General features: G+C 43.0%; 11 protein-coding genes. 7 read left to right on the forward strand and 4 right to left on the reverse strand.

Features of this window, described 5'->3' with window-relative positions; all coding sequences use genetic code 11:
• Nucleotides 1–5 precede the first annotated feature (5 nt).
• The 3 genes from BN3456_RS14715 to BN3456_RS14725 are packed head-to-tail and all read left to right on the forward strand — an operon-like array spanning nucleotide 6 to nucleotide 3,183.
• A complete protein-coding gene (locus BN3456_RS14715; RefSeq protein WP_089985396.1) occupies nucleotides 6–716 on the forward strand; it encodes a tRNA (adenine(22)-N(1))-methyltransferase in 711 nt (236 codons plus the stop codon).
• On the forward strand, nucleotides 706–1,488 hold the full coding sequence (locus BN3456_RS14720; protein WP_089985399.1) for a Nif3-like dinuclear metal center hexameric protein: 783 nt from the start codon (nucleotides 706–708) through the stop codon (nucleotides 1,486–1,488). The genes BN3456_RS14715 and BN3456_RS14720 overlap by 11 nt, the downstream gene beginning before the upstream one ends.
• Before the next feature lie 24 nt (nucleotides 1,489–1,512).
• Nucleotides 1,513–3,183: a nucleoside kinase gene (locus BN3456_RS14725; protein ID WP_089985402.1), complete on the forward strand. Its 1,671-nt coding sequence runs from the start codon at nucleotides 1,513–1,515 to the stop codon at nucleotides 3,181–3,183.
• Here the strand turns inward: BN3456_RS14725 and BN3456_RS14730 are convergent, their stop codons facing one another.
• The 4 genes from BN3456_RS14730 to aroC are packed head-to-tail and all read right to left on the reverse strand — an operon-like array spanning nucleotide 3,184 to nucleotide 8,053.
• Nucleotides 3,184–5,067: an extracellular solute-binding protein gene (locus BN3456_RS14730; RefSeq protein WP_089985405.1), complete on the reverse strand. Its 1,884-nt coding sequence runs from the start codon at nucleotides 5,065–5,067 to the stop codon at nucleotides 3,184–3,186. It lies immediately after the preceding gene.
• Nucleotides 5,064–5,879: an ABC transporter permease gene (locus BN3456_RS14735; RefSeq protein WP_089985407.1), complete on the reverse strand. Its 816-nt coding sequence runs from the start codon at nucleotides 5,877–5,879 to the stop codon at nucleotides 5,064–5,066. Before BN3456_RS14735 ends, BN3456_RS14730 begins: the two co-directional genes overlap by 4 nt.
• A complete protein-coding gene (locus tag BN3456_RS14740; RefSeq protein WP_089985410.1) occupies nucleotides 5,869–6,942 on the reverse strand; it encodes an ABC transporter ATP-binding protein in 1,074 nt (357 codons plus the stop codon). The genes BN3456_RS14735 and BN3456_RS14740 overlap by 11 nt, the downstream gene beginning before the upstream one ends.
• 4 nt (nucleotides 6,943–6,946) lie before the next feature.
• Nucleotides 6,947–8,053, reverse strand: coding sequence for a chorismate synthase (gene aroC, locus BN3456_RS14745; RefSeq protein WP_089985413.1), 1,107 nt, complete (start codon nucleotides 8,051–8,053; stop codon nucleotides 6,947–6,949).
• 176 nt (nucleotides 8,054–8,229) lie between these two features.
• Here aroC and BN3456_RS14750 point away from each other — a divergent pair, with 176 nt between their 5' ends.
• The 4 genes from BN3456_RS14750 (at nucleotide 8,230) to leuB (ending at nucleotide 12,953) form a co-directional block, all read left to right on the forward strand.
• Nucleotides 8,230–9,945, forward strand: a complete 1,716-nt coding sequence (locus BN3456_RS14750) for a L,D-transpeptidase family protein (RefSeq protein WP_242862898.1) — start codon at nucleotides 8,230–8,232, stop codon at nucleotides 9,943–9,945.
• Nucleotides 9,946–10,095: 150 nt separating this feature from the next.
• The gene (tgt, locus tag BN3456_RS14755; RefSeq protein ID WP_089985415.1) at nucleotides 10,096–11,232 is read left to right on the forward strand and encodes a tRNA guanosine(34) transglycosylase Tgt; all 1,137 of its coding nucleotides are present in this window, start codon (nucleotides 10,096–10,098) and stop codon (nucleotides 11,230–11,232) included.
• Nucleotides 11,233–11,371: 139 nt separating this feature from the next.
• Complete coding sequence (yajC, locus tag BN3456_RS14760; RefSeq protein ID WP_089985418.1) at nucleotides 11,372–11,680, forward strand: preprotein translocase subunit YajC; 309 nt, start codon at nucleotides 11,372–11,374, stop codon at nucleotides 11,678–11,680.
• Nucleotides 11,681–11,864: 184 nt separating this feature from the next.
• Complete coding sequence (gene leuB / locus BN3456_RS14765) at nucleotides 11,865–12,953, forward strand: 3-isopropylmalate dehydrogenase (RefSeq protein ID WP_089985421.1); 1,089 nt, start codon at nucleotides 11,865–11,867, stop codon at nucleotides 12,951–12,953.
• Nucleotides 12,954–12,967 lie beyond the last annotated feature (14 nt).

A 12,967-nucleotide genomic window follows, 5' to 3' on the forward strand; every position in this document is an offset into this window, starting at 1 on the left:
CAAAGATGGAACTGACAAGGAGAATGCAGGCAGTTGCAAATCTGGTGAGCAGCGGATATAAAATGGCGGATATAGGCACCGACCACGCCTATATTCCCATTTACCTTATGGAGCAGGGCAAAATCTCACTGGCTGTGGCAATGGACATTCATGAGGGACCTTTGAAGCGTGCCGAGGAACATATTTTGGAGAACGCTCTCTTGGACAGGATTGAAATTCGTCTCTCGGACGGATTTGAAAAACTTACCCCCTCAGAAGTTGATTCGGCAGTGATAGCCGGTATGGGCGGTGCGCTTATCATGAGGATTTTGACGAAGAACCGGAATGTTACGATGAGTCTGAAGGAATGTATTTTGCAGCCCCAATCGGAAATCGCAAAAGTGAGAGCCTTTCTTCTACAGGAAGGTTTTTTGTTTATCGACGAAGACATGGTTCTTGATGAAGGAAAATTTTATCCTGTAATGAAAGTGCAGCCGCCTGGGGAGAAGATACAGAATACTGTCGTTTGGACAAAAACGGAGATTCAGTATGGAAAATGTCTGCTTGAAAAACGGCATCCTGTATTGAAAAAATATCTGGAAAAAGAAAAGGCTTTAAAGTCAGAGTTATTGGAAAACTTGAAGAAACATGACAGTGTACATGCCAAAAAGCGGATAAACGAACTTAGGCAGGAACTGAACAATACAGAAAAGGGGCTGGAATATTATGCTTTGTAAAGAAATCGTGAAGGTGATAGAGGCTGCATATCCCAAGTCGGCGGCGCTGGATTTTGACAACGTGGGGCTGTTGGCTGGGAGAAGTACTCAGGAGATCCACTGTATATATGTGGCTTTGGATGCTACAAGCCAGACGATTGAACACGCAAAAGCGGCAGGTGCTGACATGCTGATTACGCATCATCCTTTGATTTTTTCTCCAATGAAAAATGTAACGGATGAAGATTTTGTGGGACGCAGAGTTGTGAATCTCATTCAAAGTAATATTTCTTATTATGCAATGCATACGAATTATGATGTGCTTGGTATGGCAAAGTTGTCTGGAAAGATACTAAAGCTGCAGAATTCGGAAGTTCTGGACATTACCGCTGAAGAAGACGGTAACCCTGAGGGAATTGGACGTATCGGAGCACTCAAACATACGATGACCCTGAAGGAATGTTGCGTGTATGTGAAGAATAGACTAAAATTAGATTCAGTAAAAGTATTTGGAGATATGGATAAAAAAGTAACCAGACTTGCTTTTTCTCCCGGTTCTGGGAAAAGTGCTATCGAACCGGCACTAAACAAGAAAGCAGATGTACTGGTGACAGGAGATATCGGACACCACGACGGACTAGATGCATTGGAGCAGGGACTTTCAGTGATTGATGCAGGACATTATGGAACGGAATATATTTTCATAGAAGACATGAAAGAATTCCTGCAGAAAAAACTGACCGGTCTGCAGGTGATAACCGCACCGATTATCCATCCATTTCAGATATATTGAGGTATGAAAGGAAGTTTAAAGTTTATGGGGAAAAAGACCTGTAAGGTAAAGGTTGGAAATGAGACAAGAGAATATGCTTTTGGAATCACGTATCAGCAAATTGCAGAGGATTTTCAAAAAAACTACCCTCATCAGATTGTACTCGTTTTTGTGGGTCAGTTCCGTCTTCAGGAACTGACAAAAAAGCTGGAGGCTGATTGTGAATTGGAGTTTGTCACAACCGGAGACGCTATCGGATATGAGACTTATAAGCGTAGTCTGTGCTTTATGCTCGTTAAGGCTGTACACGATGTAGGCGGGCATGACAAGGTAGAAAGAGTCCGGATCCATTTTTCAATGAGTAAAGGATACTACTGTACAGTACAGGGAGATGTGAATTTAAACCAAGATTTTCTGGACCTGGTGACTGTTCGTATGAAGAACCTGACCGAGAGCAGGATTCCTATTGAAAAGCGTTCTATTCATACAAACGAGGCGGTGAAACTCTTCAGAAAGCATGGAATGTATGATAAGGAACGGCTTTTTGAATATAGGCGTGTATCCAAGGTCAATATATACCGCATGAACGAATTTGAGGATTATTATTACGGGTACATGGTACCGGATACAGGTTATTTGAAATACTATTCTCTTTACTTATACGACGAGGGATTTATTCTTCAAATGCCTACTGTAAAAGAACCAGAGAAAGTAGATTCCTTTGAACCCACACCGAAATCCTTTCAAGTTTTAAAAAAATCAATTTTGTGGGGGGATCTTCAGGGAATCGACACGGTTGGTGCCCTCAATGATAGGGTGACCCAGCATGACATGAGTGAGGTAGTTCTGGTACAGGAAGCCTATCAGGAGAGGCAGATCAGCGAGATTGCGAAGCAGATTGCAAAAAGACCGAATGTAAAATTTGTATTGATTGCCGGTCCGTCTTCCTCGGGAAAAACCACGTTCTCTCACCGATTATCTGTGCAGCTCATGGTAAATGGCATGTATCCTCATCCGATAGCAGTGGACAATTATTTTGTGGAAAGGGAGAAAACGCCCAGGGACGAAAGCGGAAATTATAATTTTGAATGTTTGGAGGCCATCGATGTTCAAAAGTTCAACGAAGATATGCAGTCTCTTCTTTCAGGCAAAGAAGTCCGCCTGCCTGTATTTAATTTTAAAACGGGAACCAGAGATTATGACACCATACCAAAGAAACTTGGAAAGCAGGATATTCTTGTGATTGAAGGGATTCACTGTCTGAATCCAGGACTGCCGGAATCTTTAAATGCCGACAATCAGTTTAAAATATACATCAGTGCCCTGACGCAGCTGAATATTGACGAACATAACCGGATTCCTTCCACAGACGGAAGGCTGATACGCCGCATTGTAAGAGATGCAAGAACCAGAGGAACTTCTGCAAGAAACACGATTGCTATGTGGCCTTCTGTGAGAAGAGGAGAAGAACAGAACATCTTTCCCTATCAAGAGGAGGCAGATGTAATGTTCAATTCATCACTGTTATATGAGCTGGCTGTACTAAAACAATACGTAGAACCACTTCTTTTTGGAATGGGAAAAACCTGTCCGGAATACGTAGAGGCAAAAAGGCTGTTGAAGTTTTTTGACTATTTTGTCGGAATCGGAAGTGAACCCGTACCTACAAATTCACTTTTACGAGAATTCATAGGCGGCGGATGCTTCCAGCTTTGATTACTTCGATTTTACTTCCCTCCAGAATCTGTTATATAAAGCATCGTTTTCATCTCCCAGGAATTTGAAGGTTTCACAATTCTTTAAATCTTCCGGTTCCGGGAAAGTTATCCTGCTGTCCCGGAACTTTTTGTCCTCTATCAGCTTTCGTCCTTCGGAATTGGGAATAGAATATGTGGTATAGTCATAATTCATTTTTGCAATGTCAGGGCGACAGAGGAAATTAATAAATTTTTCCGCATTTTCTTTGTGCTCCGCATTTTTCGGTATTACCCATGAATCAATCCAGAGGTTGGAGCCTTCTTTTGGGATTACGTACTCCAGATTTGGGTTCTCCATCTGTGTATAAAGTGCTTCACCGGAATAAATTACGCCGAGAGCTGCCTCATTACCAATCATTTTGTCACGTACCTGGTCGATGACATAGGCTTGTACGAGAGGCTTTTGTTCTATAAGTAATTTCTTAGCATGCTCCAGTTCATCCAGATCCGTTGAGTTCAGCGAATATCCCAGGTATTTCAGTACAACACCGAACGCATCCCGGACACTGTCCTGCATTAGGATATTGTCTTTATATTTTTCATCCCACAGTATCCCCCAGCTGTCCACAGGTTCGTCCACCATGGTTTTATTATATAAGATTCCCACGGTGCCAAAAAGGTAGGGCACAGAATATTTGTTTCCCGGGTCATACTGGCGTGCCTGCTCCATGTAAGTTTGGTCAATGTATTTTATATTTGGCACTCTGTCGAAGTCTATTTCAGCAAGCAGATTATTTTCAATCATACGCTGTACCATATAGTCTGAAGGGCATACCACATCATATGCAATGGCCCCGGACTGAATTTTAGGATACATGATTTCATTAGTCTCATATTCCTCGTAGATAACATGAATACCTGTCTCTTTTTCAAACTTTGTTAGTACATCCGGGTTAATATATTCACCCCAGTTATAAACGATTACCTGGTTTTTGCCCGACGCGCTGTTCTGTGATCCATAGAAGAAGCCGCCGGCAACGATGACAATTACAATTGCAGCGGGAACTATTCTATGAAAAATAAATCGGGAAACCATATGTTTTTTCTTAATTTCCGTTGGTCCCGGAGAATGAACCCCTGTTTTATCCGGTGCAGCATTTACCAGCATAAGTAATACTAGTACGGTAAGGAACATAATGGTGGAGAGAGCATACATCTCCGGCTTGATTCCCTTTCTGACTTCACTGTATATTTTGGTGGAAAGAGTGTCTACCCCAGGTCCTTTGGTAAAATGAGTGATGACAAAATCATCCAGCGACATGGTAAAAGCCAGCAAAAAACCTGAGAATACTCCCGGCATAATATCCGGGAACACAACCTTAAGGAATGCATAGGCTGGGGAAGCGCCCAGATCCAGTGCAGCTTCGTACACATTTTTATTAGTCTGCTTAAGTTTTGGCAGTACGCTTAAAATAACATATGGTATATTAAATGTAATATGGGCCAGTAAAATTGTCTTGAAACCCAGGGAAAAACGGAATGCAATAAATAGAAGCATCAGTGAAATGCCAGTCACAATATCTGCATTGAGCATAGGGATATTGGTGATTCCCAGTGTGAGAGTCCTAAATTTAGGTTTCATTGCCTGAATACCAATAGAGGCAGCCGTCCCGATAATCGTTGCGATCAAAGCGGAAACAAGGGCAATGATAAGTGTAGTGTAGAGGGCATTCATGATCTCCTGATTCTGGAAAAGGGTGATATACCATTTACCTGTAAAGCCGCCCCACTTTGCACGAGTCTTGGAGCTATTGAAAGACAGCACAATCAATGTGGCAATGGGCGCATAAAGCAGAACAAATATTAAGATCAGATAAAATCTTTTTGCAGCGTGCTTAATCAAAACGTATTTCCCTCCCCATCTTTATCATATTTGGCAATCAGAGCCATACTTACAATAATAAATATCATAAGAACAAGAGAAAGTCCAGAACCGGTATTCCAGTTGCTTCCCTGTTTGAATTCCTGTTCGATAACATTTCCGATTAAAAGTATCTTACTTCCACCCAGCAAATCAGAGATAACAAAGGTAGTCAGTGAGGGAACAAAGACCATGGTGATTCCGCTGATAATTCCTGGAACGCTTAGAGGCAGAATGATCCGTGTGAAGGTCTGCAGGTTATTGGCTCCTAGATCCCGGGCTGCCGAGATAACTTCTTTGTCAATTTTGGCGAGTACATTATATATAGGCAGCACCATGAAGGGTAAAAAATTATATACCATACCGAGAATAATTGCATAGGGCGTATTTATCATACCCTGTGCAGGCAGGTGGAAAAACTCCAGCACAGCATTGACGATTCCGTTTTTCTCCAGGAGATTCTGCCAGGCAATGGTACGAAGAAGGGAATTCATCCACATTGGCAGAATAAAAATGAGAACAATAAAGCTGCTCTGGTTTACATTCTTTTCAGACAGAATCATGGCAAGGGGGTAAGCCAGTAGAAGACAGATTACAGTGCTGATAAAAGACAGCAGAAGAGCAAGCCCCAGAGCCTTGAGATTCTCAGGAGCTGTAACCTGTGCAAGATTCTGCAATGTGAAATTCCCTTCTTTGCCGGTTAGTCCATAATAAACTATCATGAGAAGGGGGATAATAATAAATGACACTGCCCAGAATAAATAAGGGCCGGTCAGCAGCTTTCTACTCTTCAATTCCTGCAGCCTCCTCGTCTTCAGATTCCGGTTTTTGCATAATCTGAATGTCAAAGGGATCAACTTTGATTCCAACTTCAGTTCCTACGGGAAACATATCGGTACTGTGTACCAGAAGTTCGTAATTATTTGCCAGTACCTCCATCTCATAGTGCACCCCTTTAAAAATGGTGTGAGTTACTACCCCTTGTATGATACCCTTCTTCGGTTTTACCAGATCAATATCCTCCGGTCGAATTACTGCGTCTACGGGTCTGTTCGTGCCGAAACCGACATCTACGCACTCCCAGACGGCACCCAGCATTTTGACTACTTTATCCTCCACCATCGTAGCGGAAACAATATTACTGTCACCGATAAAGTCTGCAACAAAAGCATTTTGGGGCTCATTATAAATATCCTCGGGAGTTCCCACCTGCTGGATATAACCCCGGTTCATGACAACAATTGTGTCGGACATGGTAAGGGCCTCTTCCTGGTCATGAGTCACATAGAGAAAGGTGATGCCCAGCTCATTTTTCAGACGTATCAGTTCATACTGCATATCCTGGCGGAGCTTCAGATCCAGCGCACCAAGAGGCTCGTCCAGAAGGAGAACCTTTGGTTCATTGACAATAGCGCGGGCAATGGCGATGCGCTGCTGCTGGCCACCGCTTAGCGAATCCGGGGTTCTGTTTTCGAAGCCATCCAGGTTCACAAGCTTTAATGCATAACGAATTTTATCCTGAATATAGCCTTTGGTTTTTCCTTTAATCTTCAAACCAAAAGCTATGTTCTCTGCAATAGTCATATGTGAAAAAAGGGCATATTTTTGAAATACGGTATTTAATTGCCTGCGGTTAGGCGGCAGACTGTTGATATTTTTTCCGTTGAAAATGATATCTCCTGAATCGGGGGTTTCAAAACCGCCAAGAATTCTGAGCAGAGTAGTCTTTCCGCATCCGCTTGGGCCCAACAGGGTAAGAAACTCATTTTCACGGATATAGAGGCTTAGCTGATCCAACACTACATTTTCATCATAGGATTTTGTGATATTTACGATATCTATTAACTTATTGGACATTCTATTACATTCCTTCCGAATAAAAAGCTTTTATTTTATCGAGGCGGCTGCCCATATTTTCTAAAAGCAGATCTGCCAGTGTGAGAGCAGTCATGGATTCCGCCACAACAACTGCTCTGGGTACGATAACAGGATCATGGCGTCCCTTAATGGCAAGTGTAGTTGCCTGCCCATTTGAAGTTACCGTATTCTGCGTACGCGCAATGGAGGATGTGGGCTTTACAGTAAGCCGGGCCAGGAGCGTGGAGCCGTCACTCATTCCGCCCAGGGTGCCGCCGGAGTGGTTTGTCTTTTTGGCTATCTGTCCGTCCTGAATGTAAAATTCATCATTATTCAAACTGCCTTTAGATGAGGCAGCTTCCAACCCATCCCCGATTTCCACAGCTTTTACAGCGCCTATGGACATCAGTGCTTTGGCGAGATTTGCATCCAGTTTGTCAAACACAGGTTCACCAAGGCCAACCGGCAGACCGGCTGCTAAACATTCGATAATCCCGCCGCTTGAATCTAGGTCTTTCATCAGGGAAGAAAGGTAAACCTCTGCCTTTTCGGCAGCATCATTGTTGGGCATATACAGACTGTTTTCCGGAATCTCTGCAAAGTGATAGTCTTCTTCAGAAATTATAACAGGTCCTATAGATTTTGTGAAGGCGGTCACTGTAATTCCCATTTCCTTTAGGAATAAGGATGCTATGGCACCGGCCGCTACTCTGCCGGCAGTTTCCCGGCCTGAAGATCTGCCTCCACCGCGGTGATCGCGAAAACCGTACTTTTCGGTAAAGGGATAATCGGCATGGCCTGGACGGTATGCCTGCACCATATTACCATAATCCTTAGGACGCTGGTCATAATTGTGGACGAGGAGTGAAATCGGCGTCCCGGTTGTCCTTCCGTCAAACACACCGGATAAAATTTCCACCTTATCTGATTCATTCCGCATGGTTGTATATTTATTCTGACCGGGCTTTCGCCTGTCTAAAAAACGCTGTATATCCTTTTCACGAAGAAAAAGCCCGGCAGGACAGCCATCCACAACTGCACCTATGGCCGGACCGTGGGATTCCCCCCACGTTGTCACTCGAAATAATTTGCCAAATGTTGATCCACTCATAGAAATACTCCTTTCTCTTAACGCATAGAATCATTATATAAGAAGTTGTTTAAACCTGCAATCAAGTTACAGAAATTTAACATTTTATTAAGATACCAGATTTTTGCTGTACATTTGCAATCTTTCGTAATATAATGTGAACTAGATTTAGACTAAAAAATAGGGAGTAATACTAAATGAGCGAAAAGAAAACAAAACAATCAGATGGTTTTAGCCCGAAGGATAATGACGTAAATGAAGATTACTATCTTGATGATATAGATGAATTTGACGACGATACCTGCCTGGATGACGAGTTAAGTGAAGAGGACGAAGATTATTTCCTTGATGACGGGGAAGATGAGGCAGAGAAATCCTCTGAAGCTGCAGGGGAAGTCATCGGCCGTGATATTTTTGAAGAGGAGGATCCTCAGGTGGCAAACAGGAAGGTCAGGCGAAAAAGAAAAGGCAAAAGCAAAGGAAAAATGGAAAAAAACAGTGGAAAAATTAAAACCAGAGGTTCAACGAAAGCCTGGATTATTTCTGGATCTGTAGTTGCGGTACTTCTTCTGGTGTACGTGGGTGTTTCCTTATTTTTTGAGAACCATTTTTTACCAAATACAAAAATAAACGGCCGTGATTTTTCAGCTAAGAAAACAACTTATGTGGAGGCCTTTTTGAAAGAAAAAGTAAAAGATTATGAACTGACTGTGCTGGAAAAGGATAAAAAGTCTGACTTTGTCAAAGGAAGCGATATTTCACTGGTATATAAAGAAAGCGATGCAGTGGAAAAAGAATTGAAGAAACAAAATGGATTTTTGTGGCCGGCAGCTCTTTTCTCAGAGGACTCCTCAGAAGTAAACATAAAAGTATCCTATGACCAGTCTGCTCTTGAGAATAAGGTTAAAAGCCTTCAGGCCGTATCGGCTGAGCAGATAGCACCCGAATCTGCCCATCCCGAATTTGACGGAGAGAAGTTTGTTGTCAAACCGGAGGTTATCGGTACAGCGGTGGATATGGATACATTGAACAAAAAAGTGTCGCAGTATATTACGGAGTTTAAGCCAAAATTGGATATGGAGAAAGAAAAGTGCTATATTCTTCCAAAATATACTTCCAAATCTAAAGAAGTACAAAAAGCCTGTGACATTATGAATAACTATACAAAAGCAAGTATTACCTATAACATGACAGAACCGGTGGTAGTTGATAAGGCATTGATTTCCACCTGGCTTTCAGTGGATGACGATATGCATGTGACATTCGATGAGAATGAGGTCAAAGCATGGCTTACTGATTTCGGTGATACATATGATACTGTAGGGATAACAAGAAGTATCACCACTCCCACCGGAAAGACAGCGGAGGTATCAGGGGGCACTTACGGCTGGTCAATCGATGAAGATACAGAATTTACGGCTCTGACAGACAGCATTAAAAAGGGGGAGACCGTGTCGAAAGATCCTGCCTACTATCAGACTGCAGCAGAGCATTCCGCGACAGACTGGGGAAAGACATATGCCGAGGTGGACTTGACGACCCAGCACATGTGGTATATCGTAGATGGTGCTGTGTCTATGGAATCGGATGTAGTAACAGGAGTTCCAATTCCGGAAAAGGAAACTCCTGCAGGTGTATATGATATTTTGGAGATACAGAGAGACAAAACTCTGATTGGAGAAACAGATCCTGCAACAGGCGAACCTGAATATAAAACACCCGTTACCTTCTGGATGCGGATTACATGGACCGGCGTTGGATTCCATAATGCGGACTGGCAGCCTGCATTTGGAGGCACTTTATATCAAAATCCAAATGTAGGATCTCATGGCTGTATAAATATGCCCTATGATACGGCAGAAGTTTTGTTTAACTCCATATCAGTAGGCACACCGGTTATTATGCACTATTAATGATTGATTCAAAGACCCCGCAGCAAGCTGACGGGGCATCAAACTTGTAGCGCAGCAAGCTGCGGGGTATTTGACCCTGGCGGCAGTCGCCAAATGGAAATGCAGGCATTTTTGCTTGGCTCGTTGCTCGCGGGAATAAACGAGGTAACTATGTACGAATTATTAAAACAGGACGGTCTTGCGAAGCGGGGCCGTCTTCATACGGTTCACGGAGTCATTGAGACACCGGTTTTTATGAATGTGGGAACGGCTGCTGCTATTAAGGGGGCTGTGTCCACGGATGATTTAAAAACAATCAAAACGCAGGTGGAGCTGTCGAACACTTATCACCTGCATGTACGTCCGGGGGACGAAGTAATAAAAAAGCTGGGCGGTCTTCACAAATTCATGAACTGGGACAGGCCTATACTGACGGATTCAGGCGGTTTTCAGGTATTTTCCCTAGCTGATTTAAGAAAAATAAAGGAAGAAGGAGTCCATTTTCAATCTCATATTGACGGCAGAAAGATTTTCATGGGACCTGAGGAAAGTATGCAGATCCAGTCAAATCTTGCATCTACTATCGCCATGGCTTTTGATGAGTGTCCCTCCAGCGTAGCTGACAGAGAGTATATGACCAATTCTGTGGCAAGGACCACCAGGTGGCTGAATCGCTGTAAGACAGAAATGAACCGCCTGAATGAACTGCCAGATACTATTAATAAGGAACAGATGCTTTTTGCAATTAACCAGGGCGGAATATATGAGGACATCCGTGTGGAACATGCAAAGCAGATTACAGAGCTAAATCTGGACGGATATGCTGTCGGTGGACTCGCAGTCGGTGAAAGCCATGAAGAAATGTACCGTATTCTGGACGTGGTCGTGCCTCATCTGCCGACAGAAAAACCAGTTTATCTTATGGGCGTGGGAACACCGGCCAATATACTGGAAGGAGTAGAACGGGGAGTTGATTTTTTTGACTGTGTGTACCCTTCCAGAAACGGAAGACACGGCCATGTGTACACAAACCGAGGAAAACTTAATCTCTTTAACGCCAGATATGAGCTGGATGACAGACCTATAGAAGAGGGCTGTAAGTGCCCTGCCTGCAGAAGCTTCAGCAGAGCCTACATCCGTCATCTGCTGAAGGCAAAAGAAATGCTTGGAATGAGACTCTGTGTTCTCCACAATCTTTACTTTTATAATACAATGATGGAAGAGATAAGAGGTGCCATCGAGGCAGGAGAATTTAAATCCTATAAAAAGAGGAAACTGGACGGCATGGCAGGAATAGGAGAATCATAAAAATTTCCTGAATTACCAAAAGATACTTGAAGAATCAGAGAACTTTGTGTATAGTTAAATTGTCTGTAAAAAAGATATGCTTTTCATACACTTAAGAATGTGTACTTTTATGTAAAGCCAGAATTTAGGAGGAAGTAAGATGAACGGTTTATTGGCAGCTTCAGGCGGAGCGACAGGAACATTTGGCATTATCGTGATTTATGTTGTCATTATTGGCGGTATGTGGTTTTTATTGATGCGGCCCCAGAAGAAGGAGCAGAAGAGAGTCCAGTCAATGCTTTCCACAATGGAAGTGGGGGATACTGCATTGACAACCAGCGGTTTTTATGGGGTTATTATCGATATTACAGATGATGATGTGATCGTAGAATTCGGAAATAACAAGAACTGCAGAATTCCCATGCAGAAATCCGCAATTGCACAGATAGAAAAACCAAATGCGGAGTAGAACTTTTACGTAAGTTAGAACAATAAAGAGAGAGTATCCGTCAGACCTGCTTAAGGTTTGACGGATACTCTCTCTTTTTTCCTATAGCACTTTTACGAATTAAAGGGTTGAAACGTAAATAAAAATACGGTATGATAAAGCTTAGTAATTTTTAATTCTATTATTTCGGAAGGAAGTAAACCATATGAAATTGAATATTGGTGTGATTAAAGGGGATGGCATCGGCCCAGAGATTGTATCTCAGGCAATGAAAGTCCTTGATAAAACGTGTGAGGTATTCGGATATGAGTGTTTTTATACCCAGCTTTTAATGGGGGGAGCTTCCATAGATGTAAACGGAACGCCTTTGACAGATGAGACAATTCGACTTGCAAAAGCCAGTGACGCGGTGCTGATGGGCTCTATAGGAGGAGATGCAAAAACTTCTCCATGGTATCAGCTTGAACCGGCCAAAAGACCGGAGGCGGGCCTCTTGAAGCTTCGGAAGGAATTGAAGCTTTTTGCAAATCTGCGTCCGGCAGTGTTGTATGATGAATTAAAAAGTGCATGTCCTCTGAAAGAGAAAATAATAAAAGACGGATTTGATATGATGATTATGCGTGAACTTACCGGAGGCCTCTATTTTGGAAACAGAAAAACATTGGTTACAAATGGTGTGAGGACTGCTTATGATGAGCTTACATATAACGAAGAAGAAATCCGCCGCATTGCAAAGAGAGGCTTTGAGGTTGCCGTAAAACGCCGGAAAAAGGTGACAAGTGTTGACAAAGCTAACGTACTGGATTCTTCCAGACTCTGGCGGAATGTTGTAGAAGAAGTGGCAGAGGACTATCCGGAAGTGGCACTGGAGCATATGCTTGTAGACAACTGCGCAATGCAGCTAGTGAAGAACCCCGGACAGTTTGATGTCATTTTGACGGAAAATATGTTTGGAGACATTTTATCGGATGAGGCAAGTATGGTGACCGGTTCTATTGGGATGCTGCCATCCGCAAGCCTGAACGAGACAAAATTTGGCCTTTATGAACCAAGCGGCGGCTCCGCCCCGGATATTGCCGGGAAAGACATTGCAAATCCTATTGCAGCCATTTTATCCGCCGGGATGATGCTCCGTTTTTCCTTCAATCTTGACAGGGAAGCGGATGCGGTGGAGAATGCAGTGTCAGAAGTTTTAAGGGAAGGATATAGGACTGCAGATATTATGTCGGAAGGAAAGATTCAGATTGGTACCCGGGAGATGGGGCAGAGAATCTGTTCTTATATACATCGGTAAGCTTAAAAGAGTAA

It is taken from the genome of Clostridium sp. C105KSO13 (genome assembly GCF_001517425.1).
GTDB lineage: Bacteria > Bacillota > Clostridia > Lachnospirales > Lachnospiraceae > Muricomes.

What these genes read in the sequence shown, in the direction of transcription:
- BN3456_RS14715 (WP_089985396.1), top strand. Translation starts at nt 6, where the DNA reads ATGGAACTGACAAGGAGAATGCAGGCAGTTGCAAATCTGGTGAGCAGC.
- BN3456_RS14720 (WP_089985399.1), top strand. Translation starts at nt 706, where the DNA reads ATGCTTTGTAAAGAAATCGTGAAGGTGATAGAGGCTGCATATCCCAAG.
- BN3456_RS14725 (WP_089985402.1), top strand. Translation starts at nt 1,513, where the DNA reads ATGGGGAAAAAGACCTGTAAGGTAAAGGTTGGAAATGAGACAAGAGAA.
- BN3456_RS14740 (WP_089985410.1), bottom strand. Translation starts at nt 6,942, where the DNA reads ATGTCCAATAAGTTAATAGATATCGTAAATATCACAAAATCCTATGAT.
- aroC (WP_089985413.1), bottom strand. Translation starts at nt 8,053, where the DNA reads ATGAGTGGATCAACATTTGGCAAATTATTTCGAGTGACAACGTGGGGG.
- BN3456_RS14750 (WP_242862898.1), top strand. Translation starts at nt 8,230, where the DNA reads ATGAGCGAAAAGAAAACAAAACAATCAGATGGTTTTAGCCCGAAGGAT.
- tgt (WP_089985415.1), top strand. Translation starts at nt 10,096, where the DNA reads ATGTACGAATTATTAAAACAGGACGGTCTTGCGAAGCGGGGCCGTCTT.
- yajC (WP_089985418.1), top strand. Translation starts at nt 11,372, where the DNA reads ATGAACGGTTTATTGGCAGCTTCAGGCGGAGCGACAGGAACATTTGGC.
- leuB (WP_089985421.1), top strand. Translation starts at nt 11,865, where the DNA reads ATGAAATTGAATATTGGTGTGATTAAAGGGGATGGCATCGGCCCAGAG.